Annotated in this window: 22 protein-coding genes; 5 read left to right on the top strand and 17 right to left on the bottom strand. The window is 61.1% G+C overall.

The genetic code is table 11. The features are described 5' to 3' along the window. The first annotated feature begins 235 nt into the window (after positions 1–235). A complete protein-coding gene (locus AC1RT4_RS28665) occupies positions 236–1,861 on the top strand; it encodes a methyl-accepting chemotaxis protein (RefSeq protein WP_236196090.1) in 1,626 nt (541 codons plus the stop codon). A gap of 72 nt (positions 1,862–1,933) precedes the next feature. Here AC1RT4_RS28665 and AC1RT4_RS28660 read toward each other — a convergent pair whose 3' ends face one another. The 5 genes from AC1RT4_RS28660 to AC1RT4_RS28640 form a co-directional block, all read right to left on the bottom strand. Further along, the gene (locus AC1RT4_RS28660; RefSeq protein ID WP_007959573.1) at positions 1,934–2,341 is read right to left on the bottom strand and encodes an HvfA family oxazolone/thioamide-modified RiPP metallophore; all 408 of its coding nucleotides are present in this window, start codon (positions 2,339–2,341) and stop codon (positions 1,934–1,936) included. 209 nt (positions 2,342–2,550) lie between these two features. After that, positions 2,551–3,849, bottom strand: a complete 1,299-nt coding sequence (locus tag AC1RT4_RS28655; protein WP_064599500.1) for an NAD(P)/FAD-dependent oxidoreductase — start codon at positions 3,847–3,849, stop codon at positions 2,551–2,553. Positions 3,850–3,912: 63 nt separating this feature from the next. Next, positions 3,913–4,086: a DUF3094 domain-containing protein gene (locus AC1RT4_RS28650; RefSeq protein ID WP_007909875.1), complete on the bottom strand. Its 174-nt coding sequence runs from the start codon at positions 4,084–4,086 to the stop codon at positions 3,913–3,915. Positions 4,087–4,137: 51 nt separating this feature from the next. Further along, a complete protein-coding gene (locus AC1RT4_RS28645; protein ID WP_085655054.1) occupies positions 4,138–4,665 on the bottom strand; it encodes an MOSC domain-containing protein in 528 nt (175 codons plus the stop codon). After that, positions 4,662–5,288, bottom strand: a complete 627-nt coding sequence (locus AC1RT4_RS28640) for a DUF1780 domain-containing protein (protein ID WP_007959580.1) — start codon at positions 5,286–5,288, stop codon at positions 4,662–4,664. Before AC1RT4_RS28640 ends, AC1RT4_RS28645 begins: the two co-directional genes overlap by 4 nt. Before the next feature lie 133 nt (positions 5,289–5,421). On the opposite strand from AC1RT4_RS28640, the gene AC1RT4_RS28635 reads away from it, so the two are divergent. Continuing rightward, entirely contained in the window at positions 5,422–6,111 is a 690-nt protein-coding gene (locus AC1RT4_RS28635) for an energy-coupling factor ABC transporter permease (protein ID WP_493089488.1), read from the top strand. A gap of 65 nt (positions 6,112–6,176) precedes the next feature. Continuing rightward, on the top strand, positions 6,177–6,392 hold the full coding sequence (locus tag AC1RT4_RS28630; protein ID WP_007959584.1) for a hypothetical protein: 216 nt from the start codon (positions 6,177–6,179) through the stop codon (positions 6,390–6,392). A 6-nt stretch (positions 6,393–6,398) separates the two neighbouring features. On the opposite strand, the gene yacG is transcribed toward AC1RT4_RS28630, so the two are convergent. The 5 genes from yacG to pilB are packed head-to-tail and all read right to left on the bottom strand — an operon-like array spanning position 6,399 to position 11,010. Then, a complete protein-coding gene (gene yacG / locus AC1RT4_RS28625) occupies positions 6,399–6,599 on the bottom strand; it encodes a DNA gyrase inhibitor YacG (RefSeq protein WP_011335983.1) in 201 nt (66 codons plus the stop codon). Continuing rightward, entirely contained in the window at positions 6,596–7,219 is a 624-nt protein-coding gene (gene coaE / locus AC1RT4_RS28620) for a dephospho-CoA kinase (protein ID WP_493089485.1), read from the bottom strand. Before coaE ends, yacG begins: the two co-directional genes overlap by 4 nt. After that, positions 7,216–8,088, bottom strand: coding sequence for a prepilin peptidase (locus AC1RT4_RS28615; protein ID WP_493089483.1), 873 nt, complete (start codon positions 8,086–8,088; stop codon positions 7,216–7,218). Before AC1RT4_RS28615 ends, coaE begins: the two co-directional genes overlap by 4 nt. A 1-nt stretch (position 8,089) precedes the next feature. Then, positions 8,090–9,307, bottom strand: a complete 1,218-nt coding sequence (locus AC1RT4_RS28610) for a type II secretion system F family protein (RefSeq protein ID WP_480403002.1) — start codon at positions 9,305–9,307, stop codon at positions 8,090–8,092. Positions 9,308–9,309: 2 nt separating this feature from the next. Further along, a complete protein-coding gene (pilB, locus tag AC1RT4_RS28605) occupies positions 9,310–11,010 on the bottom strand; it encodes a type IV-A pilus assembly ATPase PilB (protein ID WP_493089478.1) in 1,701 nt (566 codons plus the stop codon). A 226-nt stretch (positions 11,011–11,236) separates the two neighbouring features. On the opposite strand from pilB, the gene AC1RT4_RS28600 reads away from it, so the two are divergent. Together AC1RT4_RS28600 and AC1RT4_RS28595 are read left to right on the top strand one after the other, a co-directional pair. Beyond that, complete coding sequence (locus tag AC1RT4_RS28600) at positions 11,237–11,674, top strand: pilin (RefSeq protein WP_493089476.1); 438 nt, start codon at positions 11,237–11,239, stop codon at positions 11,672–11,674. A 298-nt stretch (positions 11,675–11,972) separates the two neighbouring features. Beyond that, entirely contained in the window at positions 11,973–12,329 is a 357-nt protein-coding gene (locus AC1RT4_RS28595; protein WP_085608680.1) for a BON domain-containing protein, read from the top strand. Positions 12,330–12,495: 166 nt separating this feature from the next. Here the strand turns inward: AC1RT4_RS28595 and AC1RT4_RS28590 are convergent, their stop codons facing one another. From AC1RT4_RS28590 to panB, 7 genes are all read right to left on the bottom strand, one after another. Then, the gene (locus AC1RT4_RS28590; protein ID WP_289203822.1) at positions 12,496–12,792 is read right to left on the bottom strand and encodes a DUF2845 domain-containing protein; all 297 of its coding nucleotides are present in this window, start codon (positions 12,790–12,792) and stop codon (positions 12,496–12,498) included. Further along, entirely contained in the window at positions 12,792–15,743 is a 2,952-nt protein-coding gene (locus tag AC1RT4_RS28585) for a DUF748 domain-containing protein (protein ID WP_493089474.1), read from the bottom strand. Before AC1RT4_RS28585 ends, AC1RT4_RS28590 begins: the two co-directional genes overlap by 1 nt. Before the next feature lie 133 nt (positions 15,744–15,876). Continuing rightward, positions 15,877–16,893 (bottom strand): class I SAM-dependent rRNA methyltransferase, encoded by a 1,017-nt coding sequence (locus AC1RT4_RS28580; protein ID WP_493089472.1) that lies wholly within the window; start codon positions 16,891–16,893, stop codon positions 15,877–15,879. Positions 16,894–16,993: 100 nt separating this feature from the next. Next, positions 16,994–18,931: an acetate--CoA ligase gene (gene acs, locus AC1RT4_RS28575; RefSeq protein WP_493089470.1), complete on the bottom strand. Its 1,938-nt coding sequence runs from the start codon at positions 18,929–18,931 to the stop codon at positions 16,994–16,996. A 114-nt stretch (positions 18,932–19,045) separates the two neighbouring features. Then, positions 19,046–20,710 carry a glucose-6-phosphate isomerase gene (pgi, locus tag AC1RT4_RS28570; protein ID WP_127799958.1) on the bottom strand — a complete coding sequence of 555 codons (1,665 nt, stop codon included), beginning with the start codon at positions 20,708–20,710 and terminating at the stop codon, positions 19,046–19,048. A gap of 349 nt (positions 20,711–21,059) precedes the next feature. Next, positions 21,060–21,920, bottom strand: a complete 861-nt coding sequence (gene panC / locus AC1RT4_RS28565) for a pantoate--beta-alanine ligase (protein WP_007959604.1) — start codon at positions 21,918–21,920, stop codon at positions 21,060–21,062. Continuing rightward, positions 21,917–22,717 (bottom strand): 3-methyl-2-oxobutanoate hydroxymethyltransferase, encoded by an 801-nt coding sequence (gene panB / locus AC1RT4_RS28560; protein ID WP_493089467.1) that lies wholly within the window; start codon positions 22,715–22,717, stop codon positions 21,917–21,919. Before panB ends, panC begins: the two co-directional genes overlap by 4 nt. Positions 22,718–22,765 lie beyond the last annotated feature (48 nt).

Here is a 22,765-nt window from a genome sequence, read left to right as displayed (position 1 = left end):
GGGGTATAGCGCAGTCCGGTAGCGCGCCTGCTTTGGGAGCAGGATGTCAGGAGTTCGAATCCCCTTACCCCGACCATATTAAAAATCCTCGTATCGAAAGATACGGGGATTTTTTTTGCCCTCCGGAAATGTTTCATTCAAGTCATCGTACAACTTGCCGATAGCCCGCTAACGAAAGGGGCCTGCCATCGATCGCCCCTTGCATCCGGCCAATACAAGAAAAAGGGCGTTCGTCATGTTGCTTCGTCAGTTGAATATTGCTCCCCGTGCCGCCCTGGGCTTTGCCCTGATCGCGGTGCTGGTGGCGTTGCTCGGGGTGTTTGCGCTGGGGCAGATGTCGAGCATCCGCGACAGCGAAGTGGCGGTGGAGACGCAGTGGCTGCCGAGCATTCGCGGTGGCGACGAGATTCGCGAGATCATGCTGCGCATTCGCACCATCTCGCTGCGCATGGCGCTGGATCAGGATCCGGCCAACATCGCCACGTACCGCAGCCAGATGGACACCCGCGACAAGGAACTGAGCGAGAAAATCGCCGCCTACGACCGGCTGGTGACCACCCCGGAAGGGCAGCAGTTGTACGATCAGTTCAAGAAGACCTTTGCTGCCTACCGCACCGGCATCGCTCAGTCGTTCACTCTCGCCGAGCAAGGCAAGCGCGACGAGCTGACCAAGCTGCTGCTGGTCGACATGAAAACCGTAGTCGACGGCTCCGGCAAACAACTCAATGACCTGGCAGACTTGTTCGCCCGCCAGGTCGCTGCCGAAAGCCAGAACTCTGCAGCCCACTACGAAACCTCGCGCACCATCGTGAGCTTGTTCATCGCTCTGGCGGCGCTGGCGACCGTGGCCCTGGCCATGTTGCTGACCCGCAGCATCGTTCGCCCCCTGAGCGCCGCCGTCGACGCTGCCGAGCACGTTGCCAGAGGCGATCTGACCCGTCCGATCGAAACCCACGGCAACGATGAAGTCAGCCGGTTGCTCAAGGCGTTGGCGACCATGCAGCAGAATTTGCGTGAAACCCTGCAGGGCATCAGCGGCTCGGCAACGCAACTGGCGACCGCTTCCGATGAGCTGAGCGCGGTCACCCACGACAGCACGCAAGGGCTGCAACAGCAGAACAACGAAATCGAACAAGCCGCCACCGCGGTCAACGAGATGACCACGGCGGTCGAGGAAGTCGCCCGCAATGCGGTGTCGACGTCCGACGCCACCCGCCAGTCCAGCGAATCCGCGCAGTTGGGCCAGGAGCGGGTCAGCGAAACCGCCGGCGCCATCAACGCCCTGGCCAGCGAAGTCGAACACACCGGCGAGCTGGTGCAATCACTGGCCAATCAGTCGCAGGACATCGGCAAAGTGCTGGACGTGATCCGGGCGATCGCCGAACAGACCAATCTGCTGGCACTCAACGCTGCCATCGAAGCGGCCCGGGCCGGAGAGAGCGGACGCGGGTTTGCCGTGGTCGCCGACGAAGTCCGGGCACTGGCTTATCGCACGCAGCAATCGACCCAGGAAATCGAGCAGATGGTGCAGGGCATGCGCAACGGTTCAAGCCTGGCGCTGGAGTCGATGCAGGCCAGTGCCTCGCGCGCTGCCACCACGTTGGTGCTGGCCGAGCGGGCCGGTGAAGCGTTGCAGACGATCACGGCCTCGGTACACGAAATCCACGAGCGCAATCTGGTGATCGCCAGCGCCGCCGAAGAACAGGCGCAGGTGGCGCGGGAAGTGGATCGCAATCTGGTGAACATTCGCGATCTGTCGGTGCGCTCGGCGGCGGGTGCCGATCAAACCAACGCGTCGAGCCATGAACTGTCGCAACTGGCCAACGCCCTGCAAGGCATGGTGCGACGCTTCCAGCTGTAATCATGCAGGCGTGAAAAAGCCGCGCTTCTCGTCAGAGAACGCGCGGCTTTGTTTTGTCGGGCGTCTGAAAAATCAGGCACCGTCCTGGTCTTTCAGGTGTTCGAACAGGCCTTTCGGCATTTTCTTGCCATTGGCTTCGAAGTTGGCTTTGACGTTGTTGTACGCCTCTTGCTCGTCGATGAAGCCGTCGTGGTTGGTGTCGATCTTGTCGAAGTCGGACTTCGGCGCAACCTTCAGGAACTCGGCGCGCGAAACCTTGCCGTCGCCATCGGTGTCGGTCTTGGCCATCGACGCATCGCCGCATTTGCCTTCACCGCATTTGCCTTCCGGGGTTTTCACCGAGGTCTCGGCCGAAGCGACCATGTAACCCTGGGCCAGCGGTTGCGCGGCGAACACCGAGCCGGACAGCATCAGGCCGCCGGCCAGTACGGCACCGACCAGGCCAAGGGAGTTTTTGCCAATTTTCGAAGTACGGGACATTGCATTCTCCTTCGGTTGCACTGCGCAACCACACGTTTAGGGCGATCAGCCGGAGCAGGTGTGCTCGGGTGTGGCCATTAAGCGGTGGCGGTGTATCGCGTCTGTGTCGAGGAGCGGGGCGTTTGTAAGCGAAGGTGGGGAAAGCAGAGGCAGATACAGTAGAAAACAAAACACCGTGAGGGCGAGCCCGCCCCCACGGTGTTTTTACATCAGTGCAGCTTCAGGCGCGGCTCGGTGCCGCGTCCGATCTTGCTGCCCAGCATCAGCATCGCCGTGCGGAACGGCCCGTACAGCGCCATCTGGTGCATGCGATACAGCGACACGTAAAACATCCGCGCCAGCCAGCCCTCAAGCATCACGCTGCCGGTCAGGTTACCCATCAAGTTACCCACAGCCGAAAAACGCGACAGCGAAATCAGCGAGCCGTAGTCGGTGTATTTGTACTCCGGCAGGGTCTTGCCTTCGATGCGCAGCTTCAGCGATTTGGCCAACAGCGATGCCTGTTGGTGCGCAGCCTGGGCCCGTGGCGGAACGTTGCGATCCGAGCCCGGTTGCGGGCAGGCGGCGCAATCACCGAAGGCGAAAATGTTTTCGTCGCGGGTGGTCTGCAGCGTCGGCAGCACTTGCAGCTGATTGATGCGGTTGGTTTCCAGACCGTCGATGTCCTTGAGGAAACCCGGTGCGCGGATCCCGGCGGCCCAGACTTTCAGACTGGCCTTGATCTCGTTGCCATCGGCGGTGATCAGGCTGTCGGCGGTGACCTGGCTGACCGACGCGTTGGTCATCACGTTGACCCCGAGTTTCTCCAGGGTCTTGTGCACCGGCCCGCTGATGCGCTCCGGCAGGGCTGGCAGCACCCGTGGCCCGGCCTCGATCAGGGTGATGTGCATGTTTTCCGGTTTGATCCGGTCCAGGCCGTAAGCCGCCAGTTCATGTGCGGCGTTGTGCAGCTCGGCCGCCAGTTCGACGCCCGTGGCGCCGGCGCCAACGATGGCCACGCTGATTTGCTGGACCACATCGGTTTGCCCGGCGTGAGCACGCAGGTAGTGGTTGAGCAGTTGCTGATGGAAACGCTCGGCCTGCTTGCGGGTGTCGAGGAACAGGCAGTGCTGCGCTGCACCCTGGGTGCCGAAATCGTTGGTGGTGCTGCCGACCGCGATCACCAGAGAGTCGTAGGGCACTTCCCGCGCCGGAACCAGCTCAACGCCGTTTTCGTCGTAGGTGGCGGCCAGCTGAATCTTCTTCTGCTCACGATCGAGCCCGCTCATGCGCCCCAGCTGGAACTCGAAGTGGTTCCATTTGGCCTGGGCGACATAGTTGAGTTCGTCTTCGGAAGAGTTCAGCGATCCGGCGGCCACTTCGTGCAGCAGCGGTTTCCAGATGTGCGTGAGGTTCGCGTCGACCAGCATGATGCTGGCGGTGCCGCGTTTGCCCAGAGTCTTACCCAGACGGGTAGCCAACTCCAGACCGCCGGCGCCGCCGCCGACAATGACAATACGATGGGACATAGGGATAGCTCGCAAGGTTTTGAAAGGAAATCGGTACGGCTACCCGAGCGAGCGCGATGCAGCTCATAGCGTCAGGTAACTGATAAATCGGCTCAACAGGCCCAGACCGATGGTCACTGCCAGCACCAGCACCAGGAGCATCCACGGCCGGAATGGCCGGCGCTCGACACGGTGTTGGGACAACTGCAGGTACTCTTCGACATGCTTCTGGTCTTCGGGGTTCAGGCGGCTGGTCATAAAGGCCTCGTCAGGTAGACGTTACTGAATGAGAACACGCTACAGCGGTTTTCAACCGGGATTGAACGCAGCATAGCCACTGTCCGGGACCGGTTCGACAGACACACTGTCCCCGAGGCGAATGATCCCGCTTTGTAACACTCGCGCGGTGATTCCGCCATGCCCGCGCACGGCCTGGAACGTTCCGGGGCCAAGGTTGTTTTGCAGGCGCGCACACGGCTGGCACCAGCCTGTGGTTTCGAAAATCGCCTGACCAATGCGAAAGCGCCGCCCCTTGAGGCTGAACAGGTTGATCCCGCTTATAACGAGATTGCGCCGCAGATCTTCAGGCGTGACCGGTTGTTCGGCCGACCGGCCCATCAGGCCGCTGATCACGGCCAGATGTTCCCACTGAATCAGCGTCACCTGCCGCGCATTGCGCACACCGGGCCGCGCGTGATCGCCGGTGAGCCCGGCTTCAAGACGCGCCTCCACTGCATCGAGTGCGAGCATCGGCCCCCGTGATTCGGGGCGCACGCCAATCCAGCGCACGCACCCGGTCTGTGGGACATCGGCAATCAATTGTTGAAGCGGCGTCACAGGCTGATCCCGACATCGAACACGATGCTGCGTCCCAGGTTGCCGCGCAGAAAATCCGGGGCATCGGGATGGGCGAACAGCACCCGCGCAAAGGTCGGCCCGACCAGCGACAGTGAACGCCAGCCCTGACGCAGGTATTCGGTGGGTGGCGGAAAGTGGCTATTCAGGTCGAGCACTTCGCGTTTGAGGCTGGCGAAGGCAATGATGTCCAGCTCGCCCAGATCCATCCCGCGTTCCTTGTAGTTGTGCGCTTTCTTGCGCAAGGTCGGCGCCAGTCTCAGCAGAAATTCATTGGCCGGAATCCGCCGCGGCTTGGCTTCACGCCGCACCAGTTGGCTGAGGGAAAACGCACTGCGCCGCCGTTGCAGCTCATCGCGCCATTCGTCGTTGAGCCGACGGCCCTCGTCGAGGACGAAAAACACCTCGAAATTGGCGTCGCGAAACAGCACGTCCGGCGGCTCACCGGCGGGGGCGAATTCGTCAGCGCGATAAGGAATATTCAAGCCTTGCAGCAGGCGCTGGCAGACCCAACGCTCACGCTCCCATTTGCGGGCATTGGACAGGAAGGCGTTGGCTTGCTCGGCCGCGATGGTCAGCAGGCGTAAATAATCTGAGTCATCCATAGGCCCAAGCTTAGCGTTCAATTGCGACAAGCAGAAAGCTTTGCATCGGCAGATGTCCCGCCGTGCAGGTGTAGACTTCGCCGTAGGAGCGCCAATCAAAGGAGTCTGCGGTGCGAATGAAGGTGATGGGATCATGATCGGTGCAGAACTGCTGTCATCGACAAGTCTGACCCTCGGCTGGCTGATTTACCTGCCGGTACTGCTCTGGGCGATTGTTCGCGCACCGTGGGTCGAACTGTTCAGCGACAACCGCCGTCAGCATTTGCTGTTCGGCACGGTGTTCGCGTTGTTTCTGCTGTGGCTGGTGCGCAGGGATTTCGACACCGGCGTGTCCTACCACTTCATCGGCATGACAGCGGTGACGCTGCTGCTGGACTGGCCGCTGGCGATCGTTGGCGGACTGGTGGCGCAACTGGGACTGGTCTTGTTGGGACGTCAGGATCTGGTGGCCGTCGGGGTCAACGGCGCCTTGCTGATCCTGTTGCCAGTGCTGATCACCGAATGCGTGGCGATCCTGGTCGAGCGCGCCCAGCCACGCAATCCGTTCGTGTACATCTTCTGTTCCGGTTTTTTCGCCGCCGCGCTGTCGGCGTTGCTCTGCCTGACGCTGAGCCTGACGTTGCTTTGGTACGACGGTCTCTTTGCCATGCCCGAATGGCTGGAAGATTTCATCGGTTACCTGTGGCTACTGATTTTTCCCGAAGCCTTCATCAACGGCATGGTGGTCAGCGCCTTGGTGGTGTTCTGCCCGGAATGGCTGGAGACCTTCAACCGCACACGCTACCTTTCGGCGCCGTGGAAGGATGACGATCCCAAGTCTTGATCCACATCAAATCCACCCAGCGCGCCGCATTTCATGCTCGGCCAAATCCCTTCAGGAGCAGCGGCATGAGCGTGTACGAGTGGGCGAGGCAGGAAACCCGGCAGAGTCTGGAGATGGCGCAGGAGGTGGGGTTCGATCCGGGCCTGAGCCTGCGCGCCTTGCTCAGTGCGGTGGTGCAGCAGAGCAAGGCGGTGCGCAACGCCGAAGACCTGGCCGACGAGTTGCGCTTTCTGGCGGAAAACCTCGACGACGATCAGGACTACGGCTTCATGCGGCCCTGAGCGGGATCAGTGACGCGGGTCGAAATCGCCGGAAAACAGTTCGTCCTCGGCATCCGGGGCCACCGGAATCTTGTGCTCTTCTGACGCCCAGGCGCCGAGGTCGATGAGTTTGCAGCGGTCCGAGCAGAACGGACGGTATTTGTTTTCCGGGGTGAATTCCACGGGCGCGCCGCAAGTCGGGCAGTTGACGGTTGGGGTCTGGCTCATGATTGGCCTCCGGATAAAGTCAGGTAAAAGTGATGCAGGCGCTCGACCTCGCTGTGCAGCCAGGCGAGGTCGCGGTCGTTGACCACCACCTCGTCGGCACGGCTGACGCGGTCTTCGCGGCTGGACTGGGCCTTGAGGATCGCCTGGACCTGCTGTTCACTGGTCTGGTCACGCTGCAAGGTGCGTTCGATCTGCAGTTGTTGCGGGGCGTCAATCACGAGGATTCGCTGAGTCATCGCGTATTGCCCGGATTCGATCAGCAGCGGCGAAACCAGAATCGCGTAAGGTGATTGTGCCAGTGCCAGATGATGGGCGATTTCCTCGGCGATCAGCGGATGCAGCAGCGCTTCGAGCCAGCGCCGTTGCTCCGGCACCTCAAAGATCAGTTTGCGCAGGGCCGCACGATCCAGCGTGCCGTCGGCCTGCAACACATCGGGGCCGAAGTGTTCGGCGATCTTCGCCAGTGCCGGGCGGCCTGGTTCGACCACCCAGCGCGCTGCGTGATCGGCGTCCACCACGTGGATACCAAGATCGATGAAGTGCTGGGCGGCGGCGCTTTTGCCGCTGCCGATGCCGCCGGTCAGGCCGAGAATCCAGGGTTTTTCCACAGGGGTATTCATTTCAAACCGACAAACTGCCAATAGAAGCCGGTTATTTGACCACCCCAGAGCAAGGCAATCCAGCCGGCAATTGCCAGATACGGGCCGAAGGGGATCGGCGTCGAGGTTTTCTGGTCACGCAGCTTGAGCAAAATCACCCCGAGCACGGCGCCCACCAGCGAGGACAAGAGGATGGTCAGCGGCAGAATCTGCCAGCCGCCCCAGGCCCCGAGCAGCGCCAGCAGCTTGAAATCGCCGTGACCGATGCCGTCCTTGCCGGTGATCAGTTTGAACAGCCAGAACACCGACCACAGCGCCATATAACCCAGCACCGCGCCCCACAGGGCATCGTGCAGCGGCACGAACAGCTCGAAGCTGTTGACGATCAATCCCAGCCACAGCAGCGGCAGCACCAGCACGTCGGGCAGCAATTGATGTTCGGTGTCGATCAGGCTCATGGCCAACAGGCCCCAGGTCAGCACGATCAGCAGGCACGCCGGCCAGCCGAAACCCAGGTGCCAGGCGATGAACGCCGAGAGCAGGCCGCAGGTTAGTTCGGTCAGCGGGTAGCGCTTGCTGATCGGTGCGCTGCAACTTGAACAGCGCCCGCGCAGGAACACGTAACTCAACACGGGAATGTTTTCCCACGCGCGGATCCGGTGGCCACAGTGCGGGCATTGCGAATGCGGCAGCATCAGGTTGTAGGTGGGCAATGGCGCTTCACCGGGCAGCCCCAAAACATCGTGAGCCTGTTGGCGCCATTCGCGCTCGAGCATTTTCGGCAGGCGCCAGATCAACACGTTGAGAAAACTGCCGACCACCAGCCCGAGCAGCAGGGCGGTGATGACAAAGGCCAGTGGGTAGAGACTGAAGAGTTCGTCGATAGGCATGTCAGATCGCTGAGCCGAGTTGGAAGATCGGCAGGTACATCGCCACCACCAGACCGCCGACGATCACCCCGAGCACCACCATGATGAACGGCTCCATCAGGCTGGTGAGGTTGTCGACCATGTTGTCCACTTCGTCCTCATAGAAACCCGCGACCTTGTCGAGCATCTCGTCCAGTGCGCCGGACTCTTCGCCGATGGCGGTCATCTGCACCGCCATGTTCGGAAAGATGCCGGTGGAGCGCATCGAGAAATTCAGCTGCATGCCGGTGGAAACGTCCTGGCGGATGCGCAGCACGGCGCGTTTGAACACCACGTTGCCGGTGGCCCCGGCCACCGAGTCCAGTGCTTCCACCAGCGGCACGCCGGCCGCGAAGGTGGTCGACAGGGTCCGGGCAAACCGAGCCACGGCGGACTTGTACATCAAGGTGCCCACCAGCGGCAGCTTGAGAAACCAGGCGTCACGCCGGTCGCGCAGGGCCTGGGATTTTTTCAGGGCATGGCGGGTGCCGAAAAAACCGGCCACCAGCAGACCGAGAATCGCCCACCACCATTGCTGCATGAATTCGGACAGGCTGATCACCATCAACGTGAAGGCTGGCAGTTCGGCACCGAAGCCAGAGAACACCGACTGAAACTGCGGCACCACCTTGACCAGCAGAATCCCGGTAACCACCGCCGCGACCAGCACCACGGCGGACGGGTAGGTCATGGCCTTCTTGATCTTGGCCTTGAGGCTTTCGCTCTTTTCCTTGTAGGTTGCGACCCGCTCCAGCAGGGTGTCGAGGGCGCCGGACTGCTCGCCGGCATCGACCAGGTTGCAGTACAGCTCGTCGAAATATTGCGGCTTCTTACGCAGCGCGGCGGCGAAGCTGTTGCCGGCGGCGACTTCCTGTTTCACCTCGTCGACCAGTTTGCGCATGGCCGGGTTCTCGAAGCCTTCGCCAATGATGTCGAACGACTGCAACAGCGGCACGCCGGCTTTCATCATGGTCGCCATCTGCCGGGTGAAGAGGGCAATGTCCTGGGCCTTGATGCGCTTGCCGAAGCTCAGCAACGAGGCGGATTTCTTGCGTACCTTGCCCGGGTTGATGCCTTGCTTGCGCAATTGGGCCTTGACCAGTGCGGGGTTCTGGCCGCTCAGCTCGCCGGTCACCTTGCTGCCTTTTCGGTCCGTGCCTTCCCAGGCGTAGACGCTGATTTTCGCTGCCTTGACCGCCATGTTCAGTCCTTGGTGACCCGGTTGATTTCTTCAAGGCTGGTGATGCCTTGCATGGCCTTGATCAGGCCCGAGGTGCGCAGGTCGTTGTAGCCGTCCCGGCGCATCTGGGTATCGATTTCCAGCGAGTTGCCCTCGGCCATGATCAGCCGTTGCAGCTCGGGGGTGTTCTTCACCACTTCATAAATCCCCACGCGACCCTTGTACCCGCCGTTGCAGTGATCGCAACCGGAGGGCTCATAGATCGTGAAATGGCCGATGCGTTCCTCGGGGAAACCTTCCTTGATCAGGGTTTCGCGGGGGATTTCGATGGGTTTCTTGCAGTGGCCGCAGAGTTTTCGCGCCAGGCGCTGGGCAATGATCAGGCTCACCGAGGTCGCGATGTTGAAGCCGGGAATGCCCATGTTGTGCAGGCGGGTGAGGGTTTCCGCCGCGCTGTTGGTGTGCAGGGTGGACAGCACGAGGTGCCCGGTCTGGGCGGCCTTGATCGCGATTTCAGCGGTTTCGAGGTCGCGGATCTCGCCGACCATGATCACGTCCGGGTCCTGACGCAGGAACGAGCGCAAGGCCTGGGCAAAGTCCAACCCCTGGCGTGGATTGACGTTGACCTGGTTGATGCCTTCCATGTTGATCTCTACCGGATCCTCGGCGGTGGAGATGTTGATGTCGACGGTATTGAGGATGTTCAGCCCGGTGTACAGCGACACGGTCTTGCCCGAGCCGGTGGGACCGGTCACCAGAATCATGCCTTGTGGCTGCTTGAGGGCGGCCATGTACAGGTCTTTCTGCTCCGGCTCGTAGCCGAGGGCATCGATGCCGATCTGGGCGCTGGAGGGGTCGAGGATCCGCATCACCACTTTCTCGCCCCAGAGCGTGGGCAGGGTGTTGACCCGGAAATCGATCGACTTGCTCTTCGACAGACGCATCTTGATCCGCCCGTCCTGGGGTTTGCGCCGCTCCGAAATGTCGAGGCTGGCCATGACCTTCAGGCGCGCGGCAATACGCCCGGCCAGCTGAATCGGCGGCCTGGCCACTTCTCGCAGTATTCCGTCGGTGCGCACCCGCACCCGGTAGTTCTTTTCGTAAGGTTCGAAATGCAGGTCGGACGAGCCGCTCTTGATCGCGTCCAGCAGCATCTTGTGTACGAAGCGCACCACCGGGGCATCGTCGGCATCGATTCCGCCGAGTGTGTCCTGCTTGCTGTCATCGACCGATTCGATGTCCAGCCCGTCGAGGTCGACATCGGCCATTTCCTCCAGGCCGGAGGCATGGGTGTCGAAGAATTTTTCGATGGCGTCGGTGAGTTTGTCATCCTCGACCAGAATGGCTTCGGTGCTCAGCCCGGTGCTGAACTGAATGTCATTGATCGCCTGATGATTGCTCGGGTCGGAGATCCCCACGAATAGTTTGTTGCCGCGCCGCCAGAGGGGCAGGGCGTGGTGTTGGCGCACCAGTTTTTCACTGACCAGGCCCTTGGGCTGGGTTTCCTTGTCGAGACAGTTGAGGTCGAGAAATGCCATGCCGAAATGCTCCGAGGCTATTTCGGCGACCTGCCAGCTCTTCACCAGTTTGTTCTGCACCAGGTAACTGACCAGCGACAGGCGATTGCGCTGCGCCTGTTGCCAGGCTTGCTGGGCACTCTTTTCCGTGAGCAATTCGGCCTGGACCAGTTGTTTAGCCAGACCGCTCAGAGCGATGTCATTCATGGGGTTTCCACGTGCTTGCCGTTCATGACTTATAGCCTAGTCAAGTGACAGCGCCAAACACCCGGGGTGCAGGTGACAAAAAGTGTCAGATAGTGCGGCTACGGGTTGTAGGAATCGGCACGACGTCCGGATCACGCCCAGCAGGCCGGGGCTGCGAGCCCTTGGCACGGGCTGTGCTGAGTCCTGTTCAGATCATGAGATTCCGACTCATGCATGGAGCGTGTCTATGAAGAAACAACAAGGTTTCACTCTGATCGAGCTGCTGATCGTTGTGGCGATCATCGGTATTCTCGCGACTGTGGCGCTGCCGCAGTATTCCAAGTATCAGGCGCGGTCGAAGGTGACGGCAGGGCTGGCGGAAATCAGTGCGATGAAGGTGCCGTTCGAGGACACCATCAACCAAGGTACCGCTCCGGATATCACCACTGTGAATGGCGGTACAACCGCCACCTCCAACTGTACGCTGACGGTTACGGGCACAGCGGCGACCGGCGCTGGCACCATTACATGTACGCTGCTTAATGCACCAGGCCCGGTGCTGGGCAAGACCATTACGCTCACTCGCTCTGGCGCGGCCACGGGTGCCACGTCGGGTGTCTGGACATGTGCTTCGACGGTCAACAATGAATACGCACCGAGAGGTTGCCCGGGCAGTGGCGCTTGATATCTGAGCGATACAGCAAGAAATGCCCCGCTTTGCGGGGCATTTTTTATTGCGCGGCAGCTCACAAAAGCTTCAATAATTTCAGGGTGTTAGGAACTTTTCGAAAAGCCGCAACTTGCATGTAGATAATTCACCGGTCATGCAATTTGCATGATTCCGAGAATATTAATAGTTCTTAAGTTGTTGATTTATAAGGATTTATTAAGATTTTAAAAGTTGGCACAGCGTTCGCAATATCTCCGGTAACCCTGCTGACAAGACACGCAGCAGACTTTCCAGAAAAACAGGAGTTACTCGTATGAAGAAGTTCGCTATCACTGCCGCTGCTGCTACCGCGCTGACCCTGACCATGGCTTCCGGTGCATTTGCTCAATCGACTCAGACCACTCAGGCGCCAATGACCCTGGCTGCCGGTGAAGTCACCAAGGCTAAAGAAGCTACTTCCGATACCTGGATCACTACCAAAGTCAAAAGCGACCTGGTAACCGAAAAAGGCATTCCTGGTACCGACATCAAGGTCGAAACCAACAAAGGTGTGGTTTCCCTGTCCTCTGAGGTCGCCATCACCGAAGCCCAGAAAACCACCGCAGTGAACATCACCAAGAAAATCAAAGGCGTGAAAGCGGTCTCCGCTGACGGCCTGAAAGCCGAGTAAGGCAAGACTTCTCGCCTGGACCGGGAGAAGACGCGACAGGCGGGCCGAGCAATACGTCTGCCGCACTTTAGAGTTCATGCGAACGGCCACACGGAATGTGGCCATTACAGGCCCCGGCACATGTGTCGGGGCCTGTTCTATTTCAGGGGAGGAAAAAGCGGGAAGGTCAGTTGCCGCGCTTGCTGTTGATCTGTTTCAGGCGATTGCCTTCAAAACGCAGGTATTGATACATGCCGTTGCTCGGGCCATAGGTCCATTCCTCGACCTGAAACTCTTCACGACGGTTGGCGCTGCGCTTGTAACCGAGCAGATCGCGACTGACCGGCTCGCCGCACTTTTGCAGCACCTCGCTGGCTCGGTCGCCAAGGCTCACCAGTTGGCTGCCGCAGCGCAGGGTATCGGACGCCGCAGCCTGGCTGGCGATCAACGCCAGCCCCAGTGCCGTCAGCCATTTGCAGTTCATTACTCGGCATCCAGATGCATTTGCGTCACTACCCGGCCGTCGCTCTCCGCTTCGCCGAGATTGGCGTCGATGAAGTACACGCGATCGTCGGCCAGTTGGCCCTTGTCCACCAGGTAATCCTTGATGCTGCTGGCCCTGTCCTGACCGAGCTGGCGCAACAGCACATCGCTGGAGCTCCAGAACTTGATCACGTCGGCGCGCATTTTCGCGGTGCGTTCTTCCTTGCCCAGATCCTTCCATTCGGCCGGTGGCTGGGTTTTCAGGCGGGTGCGATAGATGCCCTCAAGCAGCGGGCCTTTTTCGTTATCCGGTACCTGAATCAGCGAAGCCTGAGCCGGCACCTTGTCGCCCCGGCGCTGGAGCATCTTGTAGTAGTTGTACTGGTATTCACGTTCCAGACGCTGTTCGGCGAGCAACGGACCGTCACTGCTTTTTGCCGCGGTGCCTTCGATTTCCAGGCGCAGGGCCGGGCGCTCCTTCAGCGCTTGCGAGAGTTTCACCAGCGCCGCTTCGGCGTCTTTGCTCAGGTCGCTGGAACCCGGTGCGAAGGACACGGTGCCGAGGTCTTCGGAACCACCACCGCTGACCAGACCGCCAATCAGCTTGAATGGTGCGGCGGCGGCCTTGACGATCAGGTTGCGCAGGGTCTGCCAGACAATCGGCATCACGCTGAATTGTGGATTGTTCAGGTCACCGGTCACTGGCAGCTCGATGGAGATCTTGCCGTCGACGTCCTTGAGCAGGGCGATCGCCAGTTTCAGCGGCAGGCTCACGGCGTCCGGGCTGTCGACTTTCTCACCCAGTTGCAGCTGCTCGACCACCACTTTGTTCTCGGCCTTGAGCTGGCCTTTGGTGATCAGGTAATGCAGGTCGAGGTTGAGCCGGCCCTTGCGGATCCGGTAGCCGGCGAACTTGCCGGAGTAGGGGGTCAGGGTGGTCAGTTCGACCCGTTTGAAACTGGTGGCGATGTCGAGACTGGCCATCGGGTCGAACGGGTTGACTGCGCCCTTGATGGTTACCGGCGCATAGCGGTCGACCTTGCCTTTGACATCGACGCTGGCGGGCTTCGCCTGACGGCTGTCGATGGTGCCGATCTGGCCGTTGAGCTGTTGAATCGCGGTGGCAAAGTTCGGGGTCAGGCTGAAGTCGGCGAAGTTGGCCGAGCCGTCGTTGATCGCGATGCCGCCGATGTGAATGCCCAGTGGTTTGTCATTGCTCGCCGGTTTCGCCGCAGCGGTCTTCGCCCCGGAGTCGGCCGGTTGCGGGATCAACAGGTCGTCGATGTTGGTGGTGCGGTCATCGTTGATCATGAACCGCGCATACGGCTGGAACAGGTTGACCTTGTCGATCGACAGGCTGTCGCCGTGCTGATAGTTCAGGCCTTCGACCACCACTTGCTGCCACTTGAGGAAGTCGCGGGTTTTCAGGGTGTCGAGGGTGTGCAGCTGATCGACCTGAGCGCGACCGGTGACGCTGAGGGCCAGCGGGTCGGTGCTTTTCAGGTTCACTTTCAGGTCACTGCCGAGCATGCCGCTGCGCAGTTCGAGACGAATGAACGGGTTGATGTAGGACTGGGCGACCCGCAGGTCGATGTCCTGGGTTTTCACGTTGAGCTGCGCGGTGACCGGGGCCAGATTGACCACGCCGTCGGCGCTGATCTTGCCCTGCTTGCCCAGGCCGGTGTCGAGTTTGAGGTTGAAAGGCGAGCCGTTGAGGCTGTCGAAATTTTGCAGATCGACGTTCAGCGGCGTGACATCCAGAGTGACTTCGGGCTTCGCCGAGCGGTCGGCCAGATGCACTTTGTAGTCACGCAGTTGCACGTCCTTGAGCAGCACTTGCCATGGCTTGCTCGGCGCGGTCGGCTCGGGTTTCGGCGAGTCGGCGGCCGCAGGTGTGCTTGCCGGTTCCGCAGCCGCTTTGGCGGCGGGTTTCGATGGCTGGCTGGCGAACAGTTTTTGCCAGTCCAGTTGTCCGTCCGCTTCAAGCGCAGCCCAGGTTTCCAGTTTCTGGCTGCGGATCTTGCCGACCACCACTTGCTGTTTGGCCAGATCCACGGTGGTGTCGCTGACGTCGAGACGCTCGAGTTTCGCCAGCTGACGTCCGTCCGGCGCCTTGATGGCGAACGGCGCGATGTTGACCGCGACGTTGCTCAGCAGCAGTTCGGTTTCCTTGGACAGGTTGAGCTTGTAGTCGGTGCTCAGGCTGACGACACCCTCTTCCAGCACCAGTGGCACGGCGTCGCGCACGTAAGGCCAGAAGGCTTTCATTTTGCCGTCGGTGATCTTGAGGGTGCCTTCGGAGGCGATCGGAACCAGGCTGAAGTTACCTTTCCAGTCGATCTGCCCACCGGCCGGGCCGATCGCGACGAGGGTCATGTCGGCGTTGTCTTCAGGCAGGGTGCTGAGGTTTTTCAGCTCGAAATCGAGCTTGTCGTAAACGAATTCGATCGGTTCGCTGGGGCGCGCATCCACGAAATGCAGGTTGCCGCCGGCCAGCTGGATCCGGTCGATGCGCAGCGGAAAGGGTTTGGCGTCGGGATCGGCCGGGGTGGGCTCGCTGGCCGGGAGCTTGAACAGACCGAGAAGATTGAGCTGACCGTCTTTGGCGAACAGGATCTCGGTCCTGGATTTTTCCAGTTCGACGTCGGACAGATGCAGGGCTTTGGTCCACAGGCTGTCGAGTTGCAGGTTGGCGTACAACCGTTCGAAGCCGACCTGTTCCTTGCCCGGCTCGCCGATCACCAGGCCCCACAGCGTGAGTTCAAGGCTGAACGGGTTGAGTTCGATGCGCTGCAGATGCGCCGGCACCGTGGCGTAGTTGGCCAGTTGCTGATTCACCACCCTGAGCGCAATGCCCGGCAAAATCAGGAACCCCAGCAGGCTGTAGAGGGCCAGGGCAGTCAACAGGGCGCCAATCGCGCGAATCAATCCTTTGGGCATGTGCGGCTTCATCTGTCTGAATCGGAGTGCCTTGGAGTATGGCACGCGATTCCGGTTCCGAAGTACATCGCGCGAGACAGGATTGTTCAGATTTGTCTGCAATTTCTGTAGGAGCTTCCGAAGGCTGCTCCTGCAGGGGTAAAGATCAGAGCTGCAGAATCAGTGTCTTCAACGGCGGTTGTTGATCCCGCGAAGGGAAGTCGGCACCTGGCGTCATCACGCTCCATTCACGCACCGGCCGCCCGGCTTTTTCGGCGCAGCGCAACACCTGTTCGCGCCAGTCATCCATGCTGACTTTCGCCAGATTGTTGCAGCAGATCAGCACGCCATTCTCGGCGGTGGTCAGCAGGGCTGGCTTGAGCAGGCTTTGATAATCGCGCAGCAGGTCGACGGTGCCGAACGCGCTCTTGGCCCACGCGGGCGGGTCGAGCAGCACCAGATCGTACTGGCGCTGTTCGAGGCGTTGATAGCTCGGCAGTTTTTGCCCGCGACGCTGACTGATCGGCAGACCGGCCAACTGGCGGATCGCCGGGAAGTAGTCGGACTGGATGAATTCCATGGTCGGCAGTTGCGGATTGAGCTGACCGTTCTCGCGTCCCACCGCCAGATTGCCCTCGGCGAAATCCAGGTTGCACACTTCGCGCGCACCGCCGGCCGCTGCGCTCAGACCGACGCCGCAAGTGTAGGCAAACAGGTTGAGCACGCTTTTGCCCTTGGCGTGATCCTTGACCCAGCCGCGGGTGTTGCGCAGGTCGAGGAACAGCAGCGGATCCTGCCCGGCGTGGCGTCCCCGCACGCGATAATTCAGGCCCCATTCGTGGCCGACCAGATCCGCCAGTGCCGCGTCGTCGGCGCGGTAGACGCTGTCTTCACGGTCGATCCGCGAGTTGCCACGGGAGCGGTCGTTGTAAACCAGCAGGGTTTCAAGGCCCAGGGTCTGGTTGACCATGGCGTGCAGTTGCAGCAGGTCTTCGCGCGCCAGGGTCTGGTGGAAACTTTGCACCATCAGTTGCGGGCCGTAGCGGTCGATGGTCAGGCCGCCGGCGCCTTCCTGGCTGCCGTGGAACAGCCGATAGCAGTCGGTGCCCTGACGGTGCAGCTCGGCGAGCAGATCCTGGCGTTGGTCGAGGGCGGCGCGCAGCGCCAGGTTCAAGGAAGACATGCGGGCGCCTTGCTGGAGGGAATCGGGGCGCGGGAGTTTAGCAGCAACTCGGCTGCAAGCGGCGAGCTTCAGGCTTGAGGCTCGCCACGTGCAGCTGCGCTTACTGGTTCAGGCGTTTATCGATCAAGCCCTGCACCACGCTCGGATCCGCCAGTGTCGAGGTGTCGCCAAGGCTGTCGAGTTCGTTGCAGGCGATCTTGCGCAGGATCCGCCGCATGATCTTGCCCGAGCGGGTCTTCGGCAGGGCCGGGGCCCACTGGATCAGGTCCGGTTTGGCGAAGCTGCCGATTTCCTTGCTGACGTGGGCCAGCAGTTCTTTCTTCAGTTCGTCGTTGGGCTCGGTGCCGTTCATCGGTGTGACGAATGCATAAATCCCCTGACCTTTGACATCGTGGGGATAACCGACCACGGCGGCCTCGGCGATGCTGTCGTGCAGCACCAGCGCGCTTTCCACCTCGGCGGTGCCGATGCGATGGCCGGAGACATTGATCACGTCGTCGATGCGCCCGGTGATCCAGTAATCGCCATCCTCATCGCGGCGGGCGCCGTCGCCGGTGAAGTAGTAACCGGGGTAGGGTTTGAAGTAGGTGTCGACCATGCGCTGCGGATCGCCGTAGACGCTGCGGATCTGCGCCGGCCAGCTCGACTTGATCGCCAGCACGCCGCTGCCGGCGCCCTTGATTTCCTTGCCGTGCTCATCGAGCAGCACCGGTTGCACGCCGAACATCGGCTGGGTGGCGCAGCCCGGTTTGATCCGCTGGGCGCTGACCAGCGGGCTGAGCATGATGCCGCCGGTTTCGGTCTGCCACCACGTATCGACAATCGGGCAGCGTTGTTCGCCTACGACGTTGAAATACCATTCCCACGCTTCAGGGTTGATCGGCTCACCGACACTGCCGAGCAATCTGAGGCTTTGTCGCGACGTTTCCTGCAAGGGCCCGGCGCCTTCACGCATCAGTGCGCGCAGGGCGGTGGGGGCGGTGTAGAAGATGTTGACCTTGTGTTTGTCGATCACCTGCCAGAACCGCGAAGTGCTCGGATAGCTTGGCACGCCTTCGAAGATCAGCGTGGTCGCGCCGTTGGCCAGCGGGCCGTAGACAATGTAACTGTGGCCGGTGACCCAGCCGACGTCGGCGGTGCACCAGAACACTTCGCCGTCGCGGTAGTCGAGGACGTACTTGAAGGTCATCGCCGCTTGCAGCAGGTAACCGCCGGTGGTGTGCAGCACGCCCTTGGGTTTGCCGGTGCTGCCGGAGGTGTAGAGGATGAACAGCGGATCCTCGGCGTCCATCGGTTCCGGCGGGCAATCGTCGCTGACGTCGCGCACCGCCTGGTGATACCAGAGGTCGCGGCCTTCGACCCAGTCGACGTTGTTCTGGGTACGCTCGACCACCACGACGGTGCTGACATTCGGACAGCTCTGCAGGGCCTTGTCGACATTCTGTTTCAGCGGCACGAATTTGCCACCGCGCACGCCCTCGTCGGCGGTGATCACGGTGCGGCAGTCGGCATCGAGAATACGGTCGCGCAGGGAGTCCGGAGAAAAACCGCCAAACACCACCGAATGAATCGCGCCGATCCGTGCGCAGGCGAGCATGGCGTAGGCCGCTTCGGGGATCATCGGCATGTAGATGCACACCCGGTCGCCTTTTTTCACGCCACGGCTTTTCAGCACGTTGGCCAGGCGGCAGACTTGGTGATGAAGTTTGCTGTAGGTGATTTGCGTCGATTCGGCAGGGTCGTCGCCTTCCCAGAGGATGGCGGTCTGATCGCCGCGCGTTTCCAGATGGCGGTCGATGCAGTTGTAGCTGACGTTCAGCTTGCCACCGGCAAACCAGGCGGCGTCGCCGGTCTTCAGGTCATAGCGCTGGACGGTCTCCCACGGCGTGCTCCAGTCGAGGAAGCGGGTGGCCTGTTCGGCCCAGAAGGTGCTGGGGTGTTCAATGGATTCGCGGTACAGGCGTTGGTAGTCGTCCTGACTCAACTGTGCAGCCCGGCGGACGGCATCGGCTTTGGGGAACGTGCTGATATCGAACATGACGGTTCCTTATTCTTGTTGTGCGACAAGGATAAAGATGCGCCGAGAGCGGGAAGGGTTCAATACCTGTAAACAAACACCCCCTCATGGTGAGGGGGTGTGTTCAGGGCTGGATCAGCCGCGGTGACGGCCGCGGAAGTAGTTGATCAGGCCTTGGGTGGACGGGTCTTCAGCGGCGGTTTCTTCGCTGCCGACCAGGCGGTTGTAGACGCCTTTGCCCAGTTCCTTGCCCAGCTCCACGCCCCACTGGTCGAAGGCGTTGATGCCCCAGACCACGCTTTGCACGAAGACTTTGTGTTCGTACATCGCCACCAGTGCACCGAGACGACGCGGGCTGATGCGCTCGACCACGATGGTGTTGCTCGGACGGTTGCCCGGGATCACCTTGTGCGGTGCGATTTTCTGCACCTGGTCTTCGCTCATGCCCTTGTCGCGCAGTTCTGCTTCGGCTTCCGGCAGGGTCTTGCCGAGCATCAGCGCCTGGCTCTGCGACAGGCAGTTGGCGTACAGCCACTGATGGTGATCGGAGACCGGGTTGAAGCTGACGATCGGCACGATGAAGTCGGCCGGGATCAGTTGGGTCCCTTGGTGCAGCAACTGGTGATAAGCGTGCTGACCGTTGCAGCCGACGCCGCCCCAGATCACAGGGCCAGTGTCGGTCGACACCGCGGTGCCGTCCTGGCGCACGCTCTTGCCATTGGATTCCATGTCCAGCTGTTGCAAGTGCTTGGTGATGTTACGCAGGTAGTGGTCGTACGGCAGGATCGCGTGGCTCTGCGCACCCCAGAAGTTGCCATACCACACGCCGAGCAGGGCCAGCAGCACCGGCATGTTCTGTTCGAACGGCGCGCTCTGGAAATGCTGGTCCATGGTGTAGGCACCGGACAGCAGTTCCTTGAAGTTGGACATGCCGATGGCCAGCGCGATTGGCAGGCCGATGGCCGACCACAGCGAGTAACGACCGCCGACCCAGTCCCACATCGGGAAGATGTTTTCTTCGCGGATACCGAAAGCCACGGCGGCGGCATTGTTGCTCGATACGGCGATGAAGTGGCGATACAGCTCGGCTTCCGAACCACCCTGAGCCAAGTACCAGGCGCGTGCGGCCTGGGCGTTTTTCAGAGTTTCGAGGGTGTTGAACGATTTCGACGAAACGATGAACAGCGTGGTCTCGGCGCGCAGTTTTTGCGTCAGCTCGTGGAATTCGCTGCCGTCGATGTTCGCCAGGTAATGGCAACGCACGCCTTTCTGGGCGTAGGACAGCAGGGCTTCGGAAACCAGCTCAGGGCCGAGGAACGAACCACCGATGCCGATGTTCACAACGTCAGTGATCGGCTTCTCGGTGTAACCACGCCACAGACCGTCGTGGATGCGGCCCACGAGATCGGTGATCTGGTTCAGCACCTTGTGTACTTCAGGCATCACGTTGACGCCGTTGACCGACAGCTTGTCGCCGACCGGGCGACGCAGGGCGGTGTGCAGCGCCGGGCGGCCTTCGGAGGAGTTGACGATTTCGCCGTCGAACAGCGCCTTGATCGCGCCCTTGAGATCGACTTCATTGGCCAGACCCACCAACAGGTTGCGGGTCTCGGCGTTGATCAGATTCTTCGAATAGTCGAGAAACAGTCCGCAGCTGCTGAGAGTGAACTGATTGAAGCGCTGCGGATCGGCGTTGAAGGCTTCGCGCATGCTGAAATCCTGCATGGCTTGGCGGTGATCTTTCAACGCTTGCCAGGCAGGCAGAGCGGTAACGTCATGAGGAGTGCGGTAGTACGCCATCGCTGCGGTTTTCCTTTTTACTTGAACGGCCTTTTGAACTCTGAAAAGACCTCCCCGCCATGTTTGGGCGAGGGGGCAACTGCGTCGACACGATTACTTTGGCGCAGGGCGAATACAGTAAACCCAGCGCCGCGATCTGTCTTGGCTTTGTCTGACCTGTTTTCGGTACTTTTTTAACATTGATAACAGACGGGGCCGACAGACGGCGAGTAATGCGAGCAAGTCCCTGCTTATCGCGTGGAGTCGAACGGCGGGCAGTTTGCCCGATGGGCAGGTAGTCAGCAATACGGTCTGGAAGCGCGTGCAGACGCTGTGGGAGCGGGGTTGCTCCCACAGCGTTTGCCGGTGTTCAGGCGGGGGTATCGAGATTCAGGTGCAGGTTGTCGATCAACCGGGTGGTGCCGAGGAAGGCCGCGACCAGAATCACCAGATCGCGATCCTCGGCCGTTGCCGGGCGCAGGGTCAAGGCGTGGCGGATTTCCAGGTAGTCCGGACGCAGGCCGGCGGCTTCCAGTTGCTGGCGTTGCGCCTGGATCAGGGCAGGGAAGTCGCGCTCGCCTTGCTTGATCGACTCGGCAATGCTGCTCAGGGTGCGATAGACCACCGGCGCCACGGCGCGCTGTTCTTCGCTGAGGAAGCCGTTGCGCGAGGACAGCGCCAGACCGTCGGCGGCGCGGACGGTCGGTTCGCCGATGATCTGGATCGGCATGTTCAGGTCGTGCACCAGCGCTCGGATTACCGCCAGTTGCTGGAAGTCTTTCTGGCCGAAGATCGCCAGGTCCGGCTGGACCATGTTGAACAGCTTGCTGACCACCGTCGCCACGCCTTCGAAATGCCCCGGACGGCTGGCGCCGCACAGGCCTTCGGAGAGTTGCGGCACACTGACCCGGGTCTGCCCGGCCATGCCGTCGGGGTACATTTCTTCGACGGTCGGGGCGAACAGCAGATCGCACCCGGCTTCCAGCAGTTTTTCCTGATCCGCCGCCAGGGTGCGCGGGTACTTGTCGAGGTCTTCGCCGGCGCCGAACTGCAGCGGGTTGACGAAAATGCTCGCGACCACGAAGTCCACACGCTGGGTGGCCTTGGTGATCAGTGCGATGTGGCCGCTGTGCAGATTGCCCATGGTCGGCACGAAGCCGATGCGCTTGCCTTCGCTGCGGGCGCGCGCCACGGCGGCGCGCAGTTCTCGTACGGTTTTGACGGTGTTCATGCAGAGAATCCGTGTTCGATCCCGGGGAAAGTGACGGCTTTGACTTCACTGACGTAAGCCTTCAGCGCGGACTGGATGCTGTCCTGACCCTGCATGAAGTTCTTCACGAACTTCGGCACGCGGCCGCTGATCGACAGACCGAGCATGTCGTGCAGTACCAGCACCTGACCGTCGGTGTCGCTGCCGGCGCCAATGCCGATCACCGGGATTTTCACGGCCTGGCTGATTTCAGCCGCCAGTTCGCTCGGCACGCATTCGAGCAGCAGCATGGCTGCACCGGCCTGCTCAAGGGAGATCGCGTCGGCGCGCATCTGGCGTGCCTGGTTCTCGTTGCGACCCTGCACTTTATAGCCACCGAGAATGTTCACGGCTTGCGGGGTCAGGCCCATGTGGGCGCAGACCGGCACACCGCGCTCGGCCAGCAGGCGGATCGAGTCCGCCAGCCACAAGGCGCCTTCGACCTTGACCATGTGCGCGCCGGCCTGCATCAGCAGGGCGCTGTTGGTCATGGTTTGTTCGAGGGTGGCGTTGGCCATGAACGGCAGGTCGGCCAGGATCAGGGCATCAGAGTTGCCGCGTTTGACGCTGGCAACGTGGTAGGCCATTTCTGCGGTGGTCACCGGCAGGGTGCTGTCGTGACCCTGCAGGACCATGCCGAGGGAGTCGCCCACCAGCAGCACTTCGACACCTGCCTCGTTGCAGGCGTGGGCGAAGGTCGCGTCATAGCAGGTCAGCATGGTGATCTTTTCACCTTTCTGCTTGAGGCTCTGGAGCGTGGTCAGGGTGATGGCTGGCATGTAAGAAATCCTCGTTCAGGCGCTTTGGAAACTACTGCGAGTAACGCG

Source organism: Pseudomonas sp. GW821-FHT11D10 (genome assembly GCF_058808435.1).
Note: the sequence above shows the minus strand (reverse complement) of the source record. Positions and strands in the feature narration are given on the sequence as shown.

What these genes read in the sequence shown, in the direction of transcription:
- AC1RT4_RS28615 (WP_493089483.1), bottom strand. Translation starts at nt 8,088, where the DNA reads ATGCCTATCGACGAACTCTTCAGTCTCTACCCACTGGCCTTTGTCATC.
- panC (WP_007959604.1), bottom strand. Translation starts at nt 21,920, where the DNA reads ATGAACACCGTCAAAACCGTACGAGAACTGCGCGCCGCCGTGGCGCGC.
- panB (WP_493089467.1), bottom strand. Translation starts at nt 22,717, where the DNA reads ATGCCAGCCATCACCCTGACCACGCTCCAGAGCCTCAAGCAGAAAGGT.
- AC1RT4_RS28630 (WP_007959584.1), top strand. Translation starts at nt 6,177, where the DNA reads ATGAGCGTGTACGAGTGGGCGAGGCAGGAAACCCGGCAGAGTCTGGAG.
- acs (WP_493089470.1), bottom strand. Translation starts at nt 18,931, where the DNA reads ATGTTCGATATCAGCACGTTCCCCAAAGCCGATGCCGTCCGCCGGGCT.
- AC1RT4_RS28610 (WP_480403002.1), bottom strand. Translation starts at nt 9,307, where the DNA reads ATGGCGGTCAAGGCAGCGAAAATCAGCGTCTACGCCTGGGAAGGCACG.
- AC1RT4_RS28640 (WP_007959580.1), bottom strand. Translation starts at nt 5,288, where the DNA reads ATGGATGACTCAGATTATTTACGCCTGCTGACCATCGCGGCCGAGCAA.
- AC1RT4_RS28655 (WP_064599500.1), bottom strand. Translation starts at nt 3,849, where the DNA reads ATGTCCCATCGTATTGTCATTGTCGGCGGCGGCGCCGGCGGTCTGGAG.
- AC1RT4_RS28600 (WP_493089476.1), top strand. Translation starts at nt 11,237, where the DNA reads ATGAAGAAACAACAAGGTTTCACTCTGATCGAGCTGCTGATCGTTGTG.
- AC1RT4_RS28590 (WP_289203822.1), bottom strand. Translation starts at nt 12,792, where the DNA reads ATGAACTGCAAATGGCTGACGGCACTGGGGCTGGCGTTGATCGCCAGC.
- AC1RT4_RS28665 (WP_236196090.1), top strand. Translation starts at nt 236, where the DNA reads ATGTTGCTTCGTCAGTTGAATATTGCTCCCCGTGCCGCCCTGGGCTTT.
- AC1RT4_RS28635 (WP_493089488.1), top strand. Translation starts at nt 5,422, where the DNA reads ATGATCGGTGCAGAACTGCTGTCATCGACAAGTCTGACCCTCGGCTGG.
- yacG (WP_011335983.1), bottom strand. Translation starts at nt 6,599, where the DNA reads ATGAGCCAGACCCCAACCGTCAACTGCCCGACTTGCGGCGCGCCCGTG.
- pilB (WP_493089478.1), bottom strand. Translation starts at nt 11,010, where the DNA reads ATGAATGACATCGCTCTGAGCGGTCTGGCTAAACAACTGGTCCAGGCC.
- pgi (WP_127799958.1), bottom strand. Translation starts at nt 20,710, where the DNA reads ATGGCGTACTACCGCACTCCTCATGACGTTACCGCTCTGCCTGCCTGG.
- AC1RT4_RS28595 (WP_085608680.1), top strand. Translation starts at nt 11,973, where the DNA reads ATGAAGAAGTTCGCTATCACTGCCGCTGCTGCTACCGCGCTGACCCTG.
- AC1RT4_RS28660 (WP_007959573.1), bottom strand. Translation starts at nt 2,341, where the DNA reads ATGTCCCGTACTTCGAAAATTGGCAAAAACTCCCTTGGCCTGGTCGGT.
- AC1RT4_RS28650 (WP_007909875.1), bottom strand. Translation starts at nt 4,086, where the DNA reads ATGACCAGCCGCCTGAACCCCGAAGACCAGAAGCATGTCGAAGAGTAC.
- coaE (WP_493089485.1), bottom strand. Translation starts at nt 7,219, where the DNA reads ATGAATACCCCTGTGGAAAAACCCTGGATTCTCGGCCTGACCGGCGGC.
- AC1RT4_RS28585 (WP_493089474.1), bottom strand. Translation starts at nt 15,743, where the DNA reads ATGAAGCCGCACATGCCCAAAGGATTGATTCGCGCGATTGGCGCCCTG.
- AC1RT4_RS28580 (WP_493089472.1), bottom strand. Translation starts at nt 16,893, where the DNA reads ATGTCTTCCTTGAACCTGGCGCTGCGCGCCGCCCTCGACCAACGCCAG.